Annotated in this window: 14 protein-coding genes and 1 rRNA gene; 2 read left to right on the top strand and 13 right to left on the bottom strand. The window is 42.9% G+C overall.

Annotation, left to right across the window (positions count from 1 at the left end):
• The 3 genes from ACIGG7_RS23090 to ACIGG7_RS23080 form a co-directional block, all read right to left on the bottom strand.
• Positions 1–78, bottom strand: a 16S ribosomal RNA gene (locus tag ACIGG7_RS23090); the annotation flags it as partial.
• 555 nt (positions 79–633) lie between these two features.
• Entirely contained in the window at positions 634–1,134 is a 501-nt protein-coding gene (locus tag ACIGG7_RS23085) for a GNAT family N-acetyltransferase (protein WP_397551143.1), read from the bottom strand.
• Positions 1,124–2,044 (bottom strand): DMT family transporter, encoded by a 921-nt coding sequence (locus ACIGG7_RS23080; protein ID WP_397551142.1) that lies wholly within the window; start codon positions 2,042–2,044, stop codon positions 1,124–1,126. The genes ACIGG7_RS23085 and ACIGG7_RS23080 overlap by 11 nt, the downstream gene beginning before the upstream one ends.
• Positions 2,045–2,151: 107 nt before the next feature.
• On the opposite strand from ACIGG7_RS23080, the gene ACIGG7_RS23075 reads away from it, so the two are divergent.
• Positions 2,152–2,844 (top strand): MgtC/SapB family protein, encoded by a 693-nt coding sequence (locus tag ACIGG7_RS23075; RefSeq protein WP_224945332.1) that lies wholly within the window; start codon positions 2,152–2,154, stop codon positions 2,842–2,844.
• A 105-nt stretch (positions 2,845–2,949) separates the two neighbouring features.
• Here the strand turns inward: ACIGG7_RS23075 and ACIGG7_RS23070 are convergent, their stop codons facing one another.
• The 8 genes from ACIGG7_RS23070 to ACIGG7_RS23035 all read right to left on the bottom strand — a co-directional run bounded on the left by ACIGG7_RS23070 (position 2,950) and on the right by ACIGG7_RS23035 (position 13,073).
• Positions 2,950–4,821: a PTS fructose transporter subunit IIABC gene (locus ACIGG7_RS23070; RefSeq protein WP_397551141.1), complete on the bottom strand. Its 1,872-nt coding sequence runs from the start codon at positions 4,819–4,821 to the stop codon at positions 2,950–2,952.
• A 14-nt stretch (positions 4,822–4,835) separates the two neighbouring features.
• Positions 4,836–5,747 (bottom strand): 1-phosphofructokinase, encoded by a 912-nt coding sequence (gene pfkB, locus ACIGG7_RS23065; protein ID WP_397551140.1) that lies wholly within the window; start codon positions 5,745–5,747, stop codon positions 4,836–4,838.
• On the bottom strand, positions 5,744–6,496 hold the full coding sequence (locus ACIGG7_RS23060) for a DeoR/GlpR family DNA-binding transcription regulator (RefSeq protein ID WP_397551139.1): 753 nt from the start codon (positions 6,494–6,496) through the stop codon (positions 5,744–5,746). Before ACIGG7_RS23060 ends, pfkB begins: the two co-directional genes overlap by 4 nt.
• A gap of 269 nt (positions 6,497–6,765) precedes the next feature.
• On the bottom strand, positions 6,766–8,745 hold the full coding sequence (ltaS, locus tag ACIGG7_RS23055) for a lipoteichoic acid synthase (RefSeq protein ID WP_397551138.1): 1,980 nt from the start codon (positions 8,743–8,745) through the stop codon (positions 6,766–6,768).
• A 417-nt stretch (positions 8,746–9,162) separates the two neighbouring features.
• Positions 9,163–10,170, bottom strand: a complete 1,008-nt coding sequence (locus tag ACIGG7_RS23050; protein ID WP_397551137.1) for an ABC transporter permease — start codon at positions 10,168–10,170, stop codon at positions 9,163–9,165.
• Position 10,171: 1 nt separating this feature from the next.
• A complete protein-coding gene (locus ACIGG7_RS23045) occupies positions 10,172–11,047 on the bottom strand; it encodes an ABC transporter permease subunit (RefSeq protein WP_224945343.1) in 876 nt (291 codons plus the stop codon).
• Positions 11,048–11,182: 135 nt separating this feature from the next.
• Positions 11,183–12,004 carry a Cof-type HAD-IIB family hydrolase gene (locus ACIGG7_RS23040; RefSeq protein WP_397551136.1) on the bottom strand — a complete coding sequence of 274 codons (822 nt, stop codon included), beginning with the start codon at positions 12,002–12,004 and terminating at the stop codon, positions 11,183–11,185.
• Positions 12,005–12,125: 121 nt separating this feature from the next.
• On the bottom strand, positions 12,126–13,073 hold the full coding sequence (locus ACIGG7_RS23035) for an aminoimidazole riboside kinase (RefSeq protein ID WP_397551135.1): 948 nt from the start codon (positions 13,071–13,073) through the stop codon (positions 12,126–12,128).
• A 131-nt stretch (positions 13,074–13,204) separates the two neighbouring features.
• Here ACIGG7_RS23035 and ACIGG7_RS23030 point away from each other — a divergent pair, with 131 nt between their 5' ends.
• Entirely contained in the window at positions 13,205–13,948 is a 744-nt protein-coding gene (locus ACIGG7_RS23030) for an SIS domain-containing protein (protein WP_397551134.1), read from the top strand.
• A gap of 48 nt (positions 13,949–13,996) precedes the next feature.
• Here ACIGG7_RS23030 and ACIGG7_RS23025 read toward each other — a convergent pair whose 3' ends face one another.
• Positions 13,997–14,722 (bottom strand): GntR family transcriptional regulator, encoded by a 726-nt coding sequence (locus ACIGG7_RS23025; protein WP_397551133.1) that lies wholly within the window; start codon positions 14,720–14,722, stop codon positions 13,997–13,999.
• A 134-nt stretch (positions 14,723–14,856) separates the two neighbouring features.
• Entirely contained in the window at positions 14,857–16,236 is a 1,380-nt protein-coding gene (gene nagE, locus ACIGG7_RS23020) for an N-acetylglucosamine-specific PTS transporter subunit IIBC (protein WP_397551132.1), read from the bottom strand.
• Positions 16,237–16,323 lie beyond the last annotated feature (87 nt).

Here is a 16,323-nt window from a genome sequence, read left to right as displayed (position 1 = left end):
CCCATCAATCCGCTCGACTTGCATGTATTAGGCACGCCGCCAGCGTTCGTCCTGAGCCAGGATCAAACTCTCCGATAAAAGTTTGAATAGCTCTTAAAATAAATCTAGAATTAACGTTGACGTATTGTCTTGTTTTGTTCAGTTTTCAAGGTTCAATGTTTGTCCACTTCTTAAAGAAGCGACTTTATTAATTTAACACATCTTTCACTCTCGCGTCAATAGCTTTTTTTCATTTATATTTCAAAATGTTATCTGCTGTATCAGCGACGTTTATTAATATAACACGTTGTTAATGCTATTGCAATATATTTTTAAGAAAAACTTTAAAGAATTAATAAAGTATAGAGGTGTTCTGTAAATTGGTTCATCTCCATATATATAGTAATACTACGCATATCTGAAAGGAGCTCCCTCTACATGCTTCCAAACGTTGCATTATTTCTATCTTTCATTATGGCTGTGTATCTTTTTGCGTATTCTTATGTACAAGCCCTCATCATCTGCGAAAGCACTGCACCTGTAAGAGGAATAACTTTTATTATGTCCGTTGTCATGGCATTTGTATTTTCCGGTTTTACATATGTATTCTCTTGAATACACTGACGTATCTAAAAAGAGTAAGGAGTGAACTCCTTACTCTTTTTCATTAAGATTTAACAATAAACCTTCTTCACGGTGACGCTCTTTTCCTATCGTCAACATTTCTTCCTTTATCAAGACAGGCTTATACCTGTAATAAAAATGCTTGGAGGGGTTTTCTTTCAACACCCATATCCACATAGTATTGAAGCCCTGTTTTTTAAGTCCACTAGCAGCAATGTCAAAGAGCTTCTCTCCTATGCCTTTACCTTGATGATCCTTCAATAGGTAAATCGCATACAACTCCCCTTCGAATTCTCCTGAACGCTCTTTCCCAAATGAAACAAACCCGACGATTTCATCTTCTTCCACCGTACACACATGAGTATCATGAGAGCCTGAGAGAATTTGCGTCCACTTTCCTTCCCTTTCTTCAACAGATAAAGATTGAAGATATTCGTCTGACACGATCCCTTGATAGGTGGTCCGCCAACTATGGACGTGCACATGCGCCAATCTTTTCGCGTCCTGTAATTCTGCTTTTCTAAAGTACATCTGTATTCACCTCACTGACTGGCTGTACCATCTTTTTTAATTTCCTTTCTTCTAATAAGAAGAGTGTGACACCAATGATAATGACAACCCCTCCTATCACTTGAGTCATAAGTACTTTTTCTGCCAAGAGCCAATAAGCAAGGATGGAAGCACCGATTGGCTCAAAGAGGATGGCCATTGAAATGGTTGAAGTACTTAACCATTTTAAGGACCAATTAAATAACGAATGCCCCAGAAGTGTCGGGATGATCGCAAGAAGGAGGAAGTAAATCCAGTCCTCTTTCGGATATGGCCCAAGACTGTCTGAGCGCATTAGGGCATATATGAATAAAACGGCTGTACTGATGGCATATACAACATAGGTATACGTAATAAGGGACAGGCGTTTTCTGATTGCCTGGCCGAATAAGAGGTATCCGGTCACCAGGGCGCATGCAGCCAAGGCTAATATATCACCCCAAAGAGCGCTTCCGCTTATCCGAAAGTCCCCCCAACTGATAATGAAACTGCCAACCACAGCTAAGACGGCAGAAAGCAGGGCTTTGCCTGTCAGCTTCTCTTGAAAGAACAGATACGCCCCGATAAATGCGAATAACGGCTGCAGCGTGACAAGAACCGTCGAACTTGCCACTGAAGTGTACTGTAAGGATTCAAACCAGAGTATGAAATGAAAGGCCAAGAACACCCCAGCTAAAATCGAAAACATCCAATCCCTTCGTGTAATAAGTTTCAATTCCTTCACATACTTTAAGAAAAATACCGGGGACATTAGAAGAACTGTGAAAAACAGTCGATAAAATGCCAAAATGCCTGCTGGTGCACTCGATACCTTTACTAGAATTGCAGAGGTAGAAACGGAGATGACCCCGATAGCAAGTATGAGATATGGATTAACCTTTGTTTCTGACATGGTAGACCTCCTGATATGTGTGGTTCATTGCTCTTATTTTATAATCAGTCGAGTCGAAATACTACAGAATTTTTCAAGGCAGGCATGGGAGAACTGGAGGGGGACGGATGGAACTACTAGACACAACATTTATGATAAAGCTGGGTGTCTCGGCCGTTTTAGGATTAATCATTGGACTAGAGAGGGAATTAAAAAGGAAACCCGTAGGATTAAAGACGTCTCTCGTTATCTGTATAGTGAGTTGTTTATTGACTATTGTGTCCATGGAATCTGCCTATTTGGCTGAAAGCTCTGACAAAGTGAATATCACCATGGACCCGTTGCGACTGGCCGCTCAGATCGTTTCCGGGATCGGTTTCTTAGGAGCTGGTGTCATCCTCAGAAAGGGCAATGACAGTATTTCAGGATTGACTACGGCTGCCATGATATGGGGAGCTGCCGGAATCGGGATTGCCGTCGGTGCAGGCTTTTATATCGAGGCGACTGCAGGGGTCATCCTCCTGATTGTATCTGTAGAGGTGGTACCGATCATCATAACCTATTTAGGCCCAAAACGACTTAGGGAAAAGGAATTGTCTCTCCGTGCGACCATTGCAAAAAAGCAGGAAATCAAATCAATCATTGAGAAAATAAAATCCGAAGAAATCGCCATTGAAAGTATCCGGATCAAAGATTTAAAGAATCAGCATCATTTGTTAGAGTTAAAAATCATAGTCGACTTTAGAAAAAAGACGGTGGATATCTACTATACAATTTCTGATATTGAAGGAATTAAAGATGTGGAGATTGAAAGTCTATAGCCGAAAGAACGGGAGGACAATCATCCTCCCGTTTCTTATTTTCAAGCATCTCAATAAACGTTTAAAGAACCAGGTGAACAATTGTTCACCTGGTTCTTCGTCGACTCATTTAATCGGTTTCTTTAATAAACCGACCATAAGTGCTGTAATCAGAGAACCGACCAGCACCGCCAGAAGATACAGAAACGGATTTCCTTCCACTACCGGGAAGACAAATAATCCTCCGTGTGGTGCAGGCAGCCCGATTCCAAAGAACATTGTCAGTGCCCCTGCAACAGCCGAGCCCGTGACGATGGAAGGAATCACCCGGAATGGATCGGCTGCAGCAAACGGAATGGCTCCTTCGGTAATAAAGGATGCTCCCATAAAGTAAGCCGCAATACCTGCTTTCCGTTCGCTATCATTAAACTTCTTCTTGAATAGTGTTGTTGCCATGGCCAATCCCAACGGAGGAACCATCCCTCCTGCCATGATGGCAGCATGAGGAGCAAGATTTCCACCTTCGATCATGGCGATTCCAAACGTAAAGGCCGCTTTGTTAATTGGCCCTCCCATGTCGACGGCCATCATTCCACCCAGGATTAAACCAAGCAATATCAGGTTTCCTGTTCCAAGGCCATCCAGCCAGTTCTGTATACCAGTATTGACGGCACTTAGAGGTTCTACCAAGAATTGAAGCATGATGACCCCTGTAATGAAAATGCCCAGCAAAGGATAAATCAATACAGGTTTGATCCCTTCAAGTGCAGGAGGGAATTGTTTTGTTAAACGTTTGATCCCAAGTACAACATACCCCGCTAAGAAACCGGCGATGATCCCACCTAAAAATCCACTTTGACCTGTTGCCGCGATCAATCCACCAACCATACCAGGGGCAAATCCCGGTCTGTCCGCTATACTCATGGCAATGAATCCAGCAAGTACAGGTACCATCAGGTAAAAAGCATTTACTCCACCGATTGTATTCAAAATGGCAGCAAACTCATTGTACTCTGCAGAATCAGGATTTGCAGACTGAATGCCAAATAAAAACGAAATCGCAATCAAGATCCCTCCACCTACCACAAACGGCAGCATATTGGATACACCATTCATGAGGTGCTTATAGAACCCAGACTTTTGCTTTGTCTCAGCACCCGCCTTGGATACTTTCTCTTCCTCTCCCCTTTTATATAGCGGGGCATCCTTTTTTACCGCTCTATTCAATAATTCTTCAGGACGTCTGATCGCTTCTGCCACAGGAACTTCTATGACGTGCTTTCCTTCGAAGCGATTCAATTCCACCTTCGTATCGGCTGCGACGATAATGGCTGTAGCGCTTTCAATTTCATCAGGGGTCAGTACATTTTTGGCGCCGCCTGAACCATTTGTCTCTACTTTCAGATTCACCCCCATCACTTTAGCCTTCGCCTTCAATGCATCAGCCGCCATGTACGTATGGGCAATCCCAGTCGGACAAGCGGTAACAGCCAGGATCATTTCCTCAGATCCAGTTGTTTCAGCAGACTGCTCTTCTTCATCTTCTCTGTCATGTCGATTAATGATGTCTAAAACGGCTTCTTTTGATTCTGCATGCAGCAACGCTTTCCTGACATCGATATCCATCAGCATGGAAGAAAGTCTGCTCAATGCTTCCAGGTGAGTCTGATTCGCCCCTTCTGTAGCCGCAATCATGAAGAACAAATGGGCAGGCGCACCATCAAGGGATTCATAGTCGACACCCTCTACTGATTTACCGAAGGCAATGGCAGGTGCTTTAACAGCTGAGGTTTTCGCATGCGGAATGGCGATTCCCTCCCCAATTCCCGTCGTACTTTGAGCTTCGCGGTTAAGAATCGCTTTCTTAAATTCATCCGGGTCTTGCAGTTTACCACTATCATCTAATACGGATACCAAGTCGGAGATGACCCCATCTTTCGTACGAGAAGATAGATTAAGCTGAATCGTATCAGCCGTCAGCAACTCAGTTATTCTCATTATAAGTTCCCCCTCTATATTTTCGTAATCTGTATGTCCTTGAATAAGCTTTCGACTTTTTCAGTAGTGCAAAGCCCAATGGAATAGGCTGTCGCCGAACCTGCAGACGTCCCTAAACGGAAAGATTCTTCAATGCTCCATCCCCTTGAAAGACCGGCAAGGAATCCGGCAACCGTTGAATCTCCCGCACCTACTGAACTTCTCAGCTCTCCCCTGGGTATAGAAGAATAGTATACGTCGTCTTCAGTCAGTAAGAGTGCCCCTTTTTCAGCCATCGATACCAGAACGTTTTCAACACCGTACTCCTGAAGTTTCTTACCGTAATGAACGGCATCTTCAATGGAATCGATCTCTGTGTCAAACATTTCTCCCAGCTCATGATGGTTGGGCTTAATAAGGAACGGTTTTAAAGAAAGAACCGGTTGGATCAAGTTTTTCTCTGCATCAATGATCACTCTCGTCCCCTGTCTTAGACACAGGTCTGCTATCTCCTGATAAAACGTCTTAGGCACTGAACCGGGAATGCTGCCCGCAAGCACAATCATGTCATCCTCTGTTAGGGATGATATTTGATCAAGAAGCTTTCCGATCGTTTCTTTGCAGATGGTAGGACCGCTCCCGTTGATCTCCGTCTCATCATCCGCTTTCACCTTTACATTTATCCGGGACGATTCATTTACCTCGACAAAATTCGTTATGATGTTTTCCTTGTTTAGAAATTGTTTAATATACTCCCCCGTAAATCCACCTGCAAACCCGAGAGCTATACTCTTCACGTTCAACACATTCAGTACGCGTGAAACATTGATTCCCTTCCCTCCTGGAAAGGCACTTTCTGAACTACTACGGTTCAATCCTCCTTTTTGAAAGGAGTTCAGCTCCATAATGTAATCAACTGAAGGATTCAGTGTTACTGTATAAATCATGGTGTCACAACCTTTATTGTCGTTTGTTTCATCATCGTCGCTCGATGTTCGTCATTCAATTCATTCGTAATGATCATCGCTTCATCGATGTCGACGATTTTACTGAAAGCAATCTCTCCAAATTTGGTGTCGTCAATCAGAAACATTGCTTCTCTTGATAACTCAATGGCCATACGCTTCACCTGTGCCTCTTCGGGGTCGGGCGTGGTGAATCCATATTGAGGATGCACTCCATTTGCTCCCATAAACGCTTTATCGAACCGGTATTGGCGGATGGACTCCAATGCTCCACTTCCGATCATCGCTCTCGTAACCGGCTTGACAGAGCCTCCTATCATATACGTTTTAAAGCCTCTTTGGATAAGAGCTTCCACATGAGTCAACCCATTCGTGACGACGACAATGTCTTTTTCAGGTAGATGTTCGATCACGCTGAGAGTCGTCGTTCCGGCATCAAGATAGATACAATCGCCTTCTTCTACCAGTGCAGCTGCGTATTGACCGATGCACTTCTTCTCATGAAGGTTTTTGGATGATTTTTCTGAAACACTCAATTCCTTTAATTTCCCTTGTAGCTTTGATGCCCCACCATGAACCCGTTTCAGGAATTTTTCTTGCTCAAGCTGCGTCAAGTCCCGGCGAATCGTTGACTCGGATGCATTCGTGGCGTCCACAATATCTTGGATCTTTATAGCATCTTTCTCTTTCAATAAGTCTAAGATGATTCGATGTCGTTCCTCCGTTAACATGGCATCCGCCTACTTTCTCCGATTGTTGTTAGCTTCATTATAATGACAACGATTACAAAAATCAATCACTTTTAATCAAAAACAACCATTTTCAATCAAAAACCAATCAGAAATGACCATTTGTTGTTCAGCAGTTGAATACTGAGGATTTCGTTTTTTTCAGCTGCTGAATTTATTCGAATATTCAGCAGCTGAACCACCAAGAGCCTGCCATAACAAAAAAAGCCAGCCCCCACCATAATGGTGAAAGGGCTGGCTTGCATTCCCGGTTATTCGTGATTTCCTTCTTGAGAAGCTTCCGGATTCTCTGTGCTCTTCGGATTCGGGTTTATATATTGATAATCTGAACGATCGATTTGTTTATAGCCATCAGGCTTGTAGAAACGTAAGAGGTCTTCATATACGACCTTGTCTGATAGTTCCAGACGCTTATTCGCTTCTTTCGTCACATCTTCACATGCGTTGCTTCCTTCTTCGACTGGTTGACCTGTTTCGTTATCATAACATACTCCCTTAATTTCAGAGTACTCAGGTGAGATTACGTCACCGTTACGGAAAGGTACAATTTGCTTGCGATCTTTAGACAATAAGTCTTGACCGAAGCTGATGTAGTCTTTGTTATCCACCCCAAGAAGGTTGAATAATGTTTCACGGACGTCGACTTGACCACCGTATGTGTGGTTGACTTCACCTTTGACTCCAGGAGCGATGATGTATAAAGGAACACGTTGAAGCTGGGCATTTTTAAAATCTGTGATTTCTTCGCCTGTGACTTGTTCCATTGCCTTGTTATGATTTTCAGAGATACCATAGTGGTCACCGTAAAGGACGATGACAGTATCTTCATATAAACCACTTTCTTTTAAATCATTAAAGAATTGTTCCAAAGCGGAATCCATATAATTGGCCGTTTGGAAATAACGGTTCACTACTCCATCTCCAAATTGACCTGGTTCGAAGTCCGTATCATCTTCATGACGGTCGAACGGGAAGTGATTGGAAAGTGAGATGAATTTTGTATAGAACGGCTCTGGTAATTTCTCAAGCATCGGCATGGACTCTTCGAAGAATGGTTTATCCTTCAATCCATACGGAAGCTGTTCTTCAGGTTTACTCATGTCATAATATGTTGCATCGTAGAACTCATCATATCCCATCGTACGATACATTTCAGAACGGTTCCAGAATGTTTTATAGTTTCCGTGGAACGCTGCTGAAGTATACCCTTCACCTTTTAAGATCCCGGGAGCTGATTGCAATGTGTTGTTGGCATTCGTCATATAAACGGCACCCTGAGGTAAACCGAATAATCCATTTTCCATGATGAACTCAGCGTCGGATGTTTTCCCTTGGCCCGTCTGGTGGAAGAAGTTATCGAAGTAGATCGCATCTTCTTTTTCCACTAATGAGTTAAGGAATGGCGTTACCTCTTGACCATTGATTTCTTTACCAATGACAAAGTTCTGAAGGGATTCCATCGAAACATAAATGACGTTTTTCCCTTTCGCTTTACCGAAGTATTCAGGGTTCGGTTCCACTTTGTTTGCTTTTACATAGTTTTCTACTTCTGAAACTTCATTACTGTCTGCAAGGGCACGCTTTGCAGAAGTCTTGGAGTTCTGGATGACATCGTAAATCGTAAAGTTGTGTGTACCAAGGTACTTCACTAGATAGTTACGATCAAAGCTACGTGTCAGTAATTCTGGTCGGTCGATCTCAGCAAGACCTAGGTTTAATAAGAACACAAGGACTGCAGATGTCATGACCGCAAATACCGAACGGAATTTTAATTTTTCCTGAGGCTTTACCTTCTTCAGGACCATTAGTCCGATGATAATGAACAGGTCTGAGAAATATAGGATGTCTACAGGATTCAAGAGTTCAAGAGCACTGCCGCCAAGTCCGTTATTTGTCTTCGCCTGAAGTAGTACCGGTACCGTAATAAAGTCATTAAAGAAACGATAGTACACGACGTTCGCATACAGGACAAAGGACATTAACAAGTTAATGACGATGAATGCAATATACCGTCCTTTGCCTTTCCAGAATAATGCGAGGGCAAAGAATAACATGGCTGAACTTAATGGGTTTAGAAATAAAAGAAAATGCTGAAGCGCATTTTGTATTCCCAGGTTAAATTCGGCTAAATAAACTGCATATGTCTTAATCCAGAATAATACTACGACTGTAAAGAAGAACGATAACTTCCCAGTGCGCATATCTTCAAATTGTCTTTTAAAGAAGTTCATACTTCATCACCTTTTTTTATATTTAATCAAAGCATCTATGAATGTAAATTCATTAAGAAAATGTTTAGCAAATGTAAATTCATTTGAATCAACAACGAGTATTATAACAAAAATTAATTTCATGTGTATAACAATTTGCGGTAAATGTAACAAAAATATTTCATGGGGATTCGACATTCCTTGCCTATACGCTTGTCGATGCCTTGTCCCGCAAGGACTGGAGATTAGTGAACAATAAGTGAACGCCCCAACTATTCCCATTTCCCCGCTAAAATATGCAAATATTTTTAAAGAAATCACCTGATATGTTTACTCAGTGTAAACTTATTCCCCACATTCCTTTACATGAAACCTAAAAGATGAATGAAGTTTTTACCAAATCAGGTTTGGACCATTCATGCTTAGTATACTCCAAGTTCACATATTTACCTTTTGAAAGTCGGACTTGTTCAGCTGCCCCAACTTTTTTTCTACAGGAGGGTAGGCCGATTTGAATTTGTTCTTGTAATAGGATTGTCCGCTTGTTGCCTGGACATATCCTTCAATCATGAGTGACACGGATAACATCGTCGCTGAAAAAAACAGGATCGGCGTCAATGGAATCCAAGGTGCGCCTTGCAGGTAACGAAAGGAGTCCCCGATCAGGCCGGACCATTCGTATGTGATTGATCTTGGAGGATCGGCGACCAATTGATAGTCTACGTCAGTACCTCCAAGAAATAATGTGAGCAATCCAAGATGAATGAAGATAATCAGTGTCTGCATGAATTGCTGCCCTAATAATATGACGAGCTTTTCTTTCATTGAGGGCAGGATATGTTTGAATATGATTCTCCATTTTCCTGCACCGAGTGTTTTAGCACTCATAATGAATTCCTGCTTATACAATAAAGACACTTCATTTCCCAGTAACGCAGACAATATCGGGACAATGAGGAGGCTAAGTATCAGGATCTCGATGACGAAGCGCTCGATGATCGAAGTGGAAAACCCTTCAAAAGGTTCCCACAGCACCGGGAATAGTAGAAAATATGCGAGAATCGTCAAAGGGATGTAATGGAAGGAATCGATCCAACCGTTGATGTATTTTTTATATTTCATCAGGTACGTTCCAAGTATCAAACCTACGGGGATTGCCAAAAATACTCGTAAGAAGGCAATGACAAATGCCGATAAAATCGTATACTTGGCACCGATGATGATTTTGCCAAACATGTCCAGTCCCTGGGCATCGGTCCCGAATGGAAATAACCACTTAGGTGAAATAGGGGAAGATTCAACGACTGATCCTTCTACAGAAATAAAGTACAGTCTGCGGACCTCGTTGCCCCATAGCATGGAGTAAACGAAACTGGACGAGAGCATCAAAACAATAAAGGTTAACCCAGTAAGAAAGAATGGATTCTTCCAGACACTTTTATTCATTCTAAATCTCCTCCCCTTTGTTCGCTTTTCTTGAAAGCACCATTTCTCCCACCGAATAAAAAACAAAGAGAGGAATAAAAATGGAAAGGATTGCGATCGTAAACATTTTTGGCTGTAACGTCGACTTTAGGAAACGGGTAATGCCGGCGATGTTGAATAGCAGCTCCAGAACGAATAAGTTGGACAGCATGAACCAAACCGTCTTTTTAGATTGAAAAAACACGGAAATAATCGCATTCCTTAATATATGAAAGGTTAAGATCACAAGCTTTCCGAGTCCGATTGATTGAGCCAGTGTCACATAATCTTTTCTTTCTTCATTTTCAAATGAAAGAATACAAATCCTGAACAGTTGAACGGTCGGCAAAGCGGCTAAAACAAGAATGGGAAGCAGATATGCCTTCTCCGTCGCAATAGAAGCAATTTCAAAAAACAGAATCCCTGTCTGCTTGTACAGGTAGAGAACGAAAAGCTGAGAAAGTAAGATCACCAGCACATCCGGCATGGCTTCAATTAAGTAAAAGATGAACTTGATCCGGTTTCGATTCTTCTGAGAAAACAACATGGTGAAGATCGTGAGGAGAATGCTTAAGAAGCTCGCGAGAAGAAAAGCGGCAAATAGTATGATCAAAGAATACATGATCGGTTCCCATAAATAAGGAAATAAGTCTCGTTCCTTTTGTCCACCGATCACCTTGTATGTCAAATCTCCGGTATGAAACAGGGCATAGATGATTTCTTTTATAGACTGCCAGTACTCCCTAATCCTCAGCTCACGTTCACCGATACCTGAGAGCAGGACGGGCATTCCCCCGATAAAGATGATTCCTGTAATCGACAGTAGAAATTTAAGTATGAAGCCCCCCAGTACCTTCAATCATTTGTCCTCCCTTTTAATGGTACTTCTAATAGTATCATAGAAAGAGGCGAATTATACATTTTTTTCCTTTTGTTTAATATGTTAAAAAAAGACCGGAACCCTCTTAATGGATTCCGGTAACGTAACACTTGATCATATTCTTGATAACTCATTCAGAACAAATTTTTCAACGACTTCCGCTACACCATCTTCCATATTGGAAGGTGCAACGTAATCCGCCTTCTCTTTAATATCCTCCGGCGCATTGCCCATGGCGACTCCAAGGCCGGCAAACTCGATCATCGTAAGATCATTGTAGCTGTCCCCGATGGCAATGACTTCATCTGATGTAATCCCCATAGGCGTGATCAAATAGTCGAGACTTGCTCCTTTTGTGACCCCCAACTGGGTGAATTCAAGGAAGAACGGCTTCGATCGCATGACACTGAGCTCACCGTCAAGCTCGGTTTGAAGTTTTTTCTCAACTTCCGCTAAGTGAACCGCTTCTTTCAGCATCAATGCTTTATCGACCGGCCCTGTGATGGCCTCCTTGAAATCAGGAACGACCTTCACCGGTAGTCCTGTGAGTTCACTTTCAATGGAAGCAAATTGATTAGTTTCTTCTACTATAATGGCGTCTTCTGCATAAGTCAGAATACCTACCTCTTCACGCTTACTTAGGTCATACAATCGGTGAACCGTCTCAGATGACAGTGTACGGCTATATTTCTCTTCATCTGTCTTGCAATCTATGATTTTTGATCCGTTGAAGGAAAGAATGTAGCTTCCATATTGATCGAGCTTCAATTCTTTCGCCACCCATCGCATACCATAGGTCGGACGACCGGATGCCAGGACCACTTTCACCCCTGCTTCCTGGGCTTGGAGCAACGCATTTTTTGTACGCTTTGAAATCGTTTGGTCATCACGTAACAATGTGTCATCTAAATCAAGAACAATCATTTTATAGGTCATATCGAAAAATCCTTTCGGGAAATTCATTTTTATTATCTTACTATAACATCTATTGTTCCGTTTGAAAAAAAAGAAATAGACTGCCCTTGGCAGCCTATCTTCCGCTTACATAATGTACCGTTTATTTCTTTAAACGAACCTGCACTTCCTCCAGAGAAGGTAAAGCTGTCATGGCTCCTTTTGTTGAAGCTGCAAGTGCTCCTGATACGGAAGCAAACCGAGCCATGCGGACGGCTTCGTCTATTGATAAGGATTCTATTCCACCTTTATGTTCATGGATGGAATAAAGAATCCCGGATACAAACGCATCCCCTGCCCCTGTTGTATCCACGGCTTGTACTTTCATGGCAGGAACATATTGACGAGCCTCTCCTGTGAATACATAGCTTCCATCTGCCCCCATGGTGATAATCAAGAAAGGAATATCGTATGAACTCAGCTTCTTTACCCCGGCGTCGAGTTCTTTTTCCCCTGTAATAAATTCTAGTTCTTCTTCAGAGAGTTTTACTACATCGGCTTCACCCAGCATGAGCTGAATCGTGTCCCGGGCCGCTTCCTCCGAATCCCATAATCCCAGTCGTAGATTTGGATCATACGATATAAGTAACCCATTCTCTTTCGCTATTTTCACCGCATATTGCGTCGCTTCCCTGGCAGGCGAACTGATCATGGAAATGGAACCAAAGTGCAGGATTTTATGAGAAACGAGATCTTCTTCATCTATATCATCCACCAGGAGAAACCTGTCTGCACTGGGATCGATATAAAATTCGAAGCTTCGTTCCCCATCTTCCCCATTCGTTACCAATACCACACCGGTTCGAACATCAGGTGTCAAATGCATTTGATTGATTCTTACTCTATGACCTTTAAGCGTTTCCTGTAGGAATCTCCCAAATACATCCTCTCCTACTTTCCCTAAAAAGGTTGATTTCATGCCTAAACGAGCCAGCCCAACAGCCACATTGGCAGGAGCTCCACCTGGACTTTTTTGGTAGACTGTATTTTGTTCATCCAATGGAATAAAGTCTATCAGGGCTTCTCCAAGCGTTATGATACCTTGTTTCATATCAAGTTCCTCCCTGTTCCATAATGTTGTACTTACACTATAGCAAACATTACGAAGCAGGTAGTGGACCTGAGTGAAAAATTTCATGATCAATATGTTATGCTGAAAGAAAAAAGGAAAGTGGGAAGAACATGATTACAACCTACTTTGAAAAAATCCAGGATAAGCTGCAAGCTGTTCAAACAACCGAAGCTGATAAAATAGCTAGACTTGCTCAAAAAATCTCTTCCTGTATTCAACAAGATGGCATCATCCATCTCTTCGGATGCGGTCATTCTCACATCCTTTCTGAAGAAGTATTCTACAGGGCGGGGGGACTGGTTCCCATCAACCCCATTTTAGTCGAGCCCCTCATGCTACATGAAGGAGCCGTACGTTCTTCCCAACTAGAAAAATCGGAAGGATATGCGGCCGATTTCATGAATGGGCAGGATATTCAGAACCAAGATGTAGTGATTGTCATCTCCACTTCCGGGAAAAATCCCGTTCCCATCGACGTTGCCCTTCTCGCAAAAGAGACGGGAGCTTATGTTGTGTCCATCAGTTCCTTTGACTACGTTGAGAATGAAACATCCAGACATCAAAGCGGAAAATTTTTAAGTGAAGTAGTGGATCTTGCCATTAACAATCACTCGGTCGTAGGAGATGCTGTCCTGACCGACGAACGGGTGTCTGTACCGTTCTCCCCCTCCTCGACCGTCGTCGGGGCTGCGATTTTGAACAGCGTTATGGCCGGGGCCATTGAACATATGGTTGAAGAAGGTTTTGAGCCGCCTATCTTCATCAGCGGAAACGTGGATGGTTCAAACGATCATAACGAAGGATTGATTGAGAAGTACAGCAGGCGGATACCCCTGTTAACAAAAGGACTATAAGATACAAAAGAGCAGGAACCCTTATGAAGCGGGGCACCTGCTCTTTTTTTACAGTCTGTCCAAATTGATTTTAAACTTATATTTGTCTGCTCTATAAATGGATCGCACCAACTCAAAAGGAGTACCGTCTTCCAGGAATGAATCCCGTTGAATGAAGAGCACCGGCTCTCCGCTCTTCACCTTCAGATGCTTCGTATCTGCTTCAGACACGATCGCCGCTTCCACCGATTGAGTGGCATGGCTGATGTGAAGGTTCAGTTCACTTTCTATATAGTGATACAGGGATCTCTCCAATATTTCCTGATTCAATCCTGGTAGGAGTTTCACCGGGATATAACTCGTTTCCAGTGCCATCGGCTCACCATTTGCCAGTCGGATACGCTTCATTGTATACACAAGTTCTTCTTCCTCCAATGAAAGAAGTTCCTGGATATCATCTCCTGCAGGAGAGATTTCGAAATGCAGCAATTTATTACCAGGTTCCATCCCCCGGCTCTTCATGTCTTCGCTGAAGCTTGTCAATCCTTGCAAGCTTTGTTCGATCTTCCGGTGGGAGACGAATGTTCCACGCCCTTTTTCTCGGTATAGTACATTTTTATTCACCAGATTGGTGATCGCCTGTCTCACGGTCATCCGGCTGATTTTAAACGATTCGGCAAGCTCCCTCTCAGAAGGAAGGGCATCCCCTGGTTTTAGCTCTTCAGACTGTATTAAGTGTTTAAGATGTTCTTCTAACTGATAATACAAAGGAAGAGGAGAATTTTTATTAACCACGAACGTTTCTCCTTTCAATCTAACGGATCTATGTTCTATTTTATTATAATCACGATGTTAATAACAGACAATTCTCCGGGGCTATCAGAATCGTGCCGACGGTTCATTTAAGAGTATTAAGCCTGCTCCATTTATTACAACTTTCTCAATTCGTCAGCGACGAATTCTACATCGGTCCCTACGATGACTTGAAGATTTTTATCATTCACCTTCATCACACCTTTCGCCCCATGAGCTTTCAAGGCTTTTTCGTCTATCAGAGTGACATCATGGATTTGCAAACGTAATCGTGTGGCACAATTATCGATCGCCGCAAGGTTATCTTTACCACCCAGGTCTTGCATGAAATGAGCAGCCATCACTTCGTATTTACTGTTACCGTTTGAACCCTGATCTGCTACGACCACTTCTTCCTCATCTTCACGACCCGGAGTCTTCAGGTTGAACTTCTTGATCAAGAAGGAGAATAAGAGGAAGTAGATGATTCCATAAAGTAATCCTACTCCTAATAATAGCAACGGTTTTTGACCGATACTGAAATTCAGAATGTAGTCAAAGGCACCCGCAGAGAAACCAAAGCCATGGTGAATGCCAAGTACGTAAGTGATGACCATCGAGCTCGCTGTCAGTACTGCATGAATCCCATAAAGTACGGGCGATAAGAACATGAAGCTGAATTCAATCGGCTCTGTGATCCCTGTTAAGAAAGAAGTAAGAGCTAATCCGATCAACATTCCCGCTACATTTGCACGCATGTGCTTTTTAGCTGTTACGATCATGGCCAGGCAAGCTGCCGGAAGTCCGAACATCATAATGGGGAAGAATCCTGTTTGGAACGTCCCGGCTGTTGGATCCCCTGCGAAGAAGCGAGGGATATCCCCCTTCACAATTTCTCCTGCTGCATCTTTAAATGTCCCAAATTCAAACCAAACCAATGTATTCAATACGTGGTGCAAACCAACCGGGATGAGGAGACGGTTTAATAAACCAAATACACCTACACCCGTTGCTCCGGCACCGATGATCCATTCACCGATAGAATTGATACCGCTCTGGATCGGCGGCCAGACAATCCCAAATATACCTGCAAGGACGACCATGGATGCAGCCGTCACAATCGGAACGAAACGTCTGCCTCCGAAGAAACCGAGCCATGCCGGAAGTTTAATATCATTGAAGCGGTTGTATAATAGTCCAGCCACAACCCCCGATATAATCCCTCCGAAAATCGCCATGTTGGCATCTGGGTCCAGTGCCTTCAGTCCGCCTGTTAAGACGAGATAACCAATCGCACCAGCCAATCCGGCTGTACCATTTCCATCTTTCGAAAATCCAATCGCCACCCCAATGGCAAAGATTAAAGCCAAGTTTTTAAATATAGCATCTCCTGCTTCGGACATGAACGCGATCCCTAACAGATCATCCTGTCCTAAGCGGAGCAATAGTGCCGCTGCCGGAAGAACCGCGATTGGAAGCATGAGCGATTTACCGATTCGTTGTAAAAAACCTAACATATCATTCTCTCCTTTTGTTTCAAATGAAAGCGCTTAGGCAGAATCATATCATTAAAAAGGAATAGATGTCTATACCAATTTTATGAA

The sequence above is a fragment of the Rossellomorea sp. NPDC077527 genome, assembly GCF_044542955.1.
Taxonomy (GTDB): Bacteria; Bacillota; Bacilli; order Bacillales; family Bacillaceae_B; genus Rossellomorea; species Rossellomorea aquimaris_E.
This window is presented reverse-complemented; position numbering and strand designations above follow the sequence as displayed.

Excerpts from the sequence above, each read along its gene's own strand:
- ACIGG7_RS23085 (WP_397551143.1), bottom strand. The coding sequence starts at position 1,134 with ATGTACTTTAGAAAAGCAGAATTACAGGACGCGAAAAGATTGGCGCAT.
- ACIGG7_RS23080 (WP_397551142.1), bottom strand. The coding sequence starts at position 2,044 with ATGTCAGAAACAAAGGTTAATCCATATCTCATACTTGCTATCGGGGTC.
- ACIGG7_RS23075 (WP_224945332.1), top strand. The coding sequence starts at position 2,152 with ATGGAACTACTAGACACAACATTTATGATAAAGCTGGGTGTCTCGGCC.
- ACIGG7_RS23070 (WP_397551141.1), bottom strand. The coding sequence starts at position 4,821 with ATGAGAATAACTGAGTTGCTGACGGCTGATACGATTCAGCTTAATCTA.
- pfkB (WP_397551140.1), bottom strand. The coding sequence starts at position 5,747 with ATGATTTATACAGTAACACTGAATCCTTCAGTTGATTACATTATGGAG.
- ACIGG7_RS23060 (WP_397551139.1), bottom strand. The coding sequence starts at position 6,496 with ATGTTAACGGAGGAACGACATCGAATCATCTTAGACTTATTGAAAGAG.
- ltaS (WP_397551138.1), bottom strand. The coding sequence starts at position 8,745 with ATGAACTTCTTTAAAAGACAATTTGAAGATATGCGCACTGGGAAGTTA.
- ACIGG7_RS23050 (WP_397551137.1), bottom strand. The coding sequence starts at position 10,170 with ATGAATAAAAGTGTCTGGAAGAATCCATTCTTTCTTACTGGGTTAACC.
- ACIGG7_RS23040 (WP_397551136.1), bottom strand. The coding sequence starts at position 12,004 with ATGACCTATAAAATGATTGTTCTTGATTTAGATGACACATTGTTACGT.
- ACIGG7_RS23035 (WP_397551135.1), bottom strand. The coding sequence starts at position 13,073 with ATGAAACAAGGTATCATAACGCTTGGAGAAGCCCTGATAGACTTTATT.
- ACIGG7_RS23030 (WP_397551134.1), top strand. The coding sequence starts at position 13,205 with ATGATTACAACCTACTTTGAAAAAATCCAGGATAAGCTGCAAGCTGTT.
- nagE (WP_397551132.1), bottom strand. The coding sequence starts at position 16,236 with ATGTTAGGTTTTTTACAACGAATCGGTAAATCGCTCATGCTTCCAATC.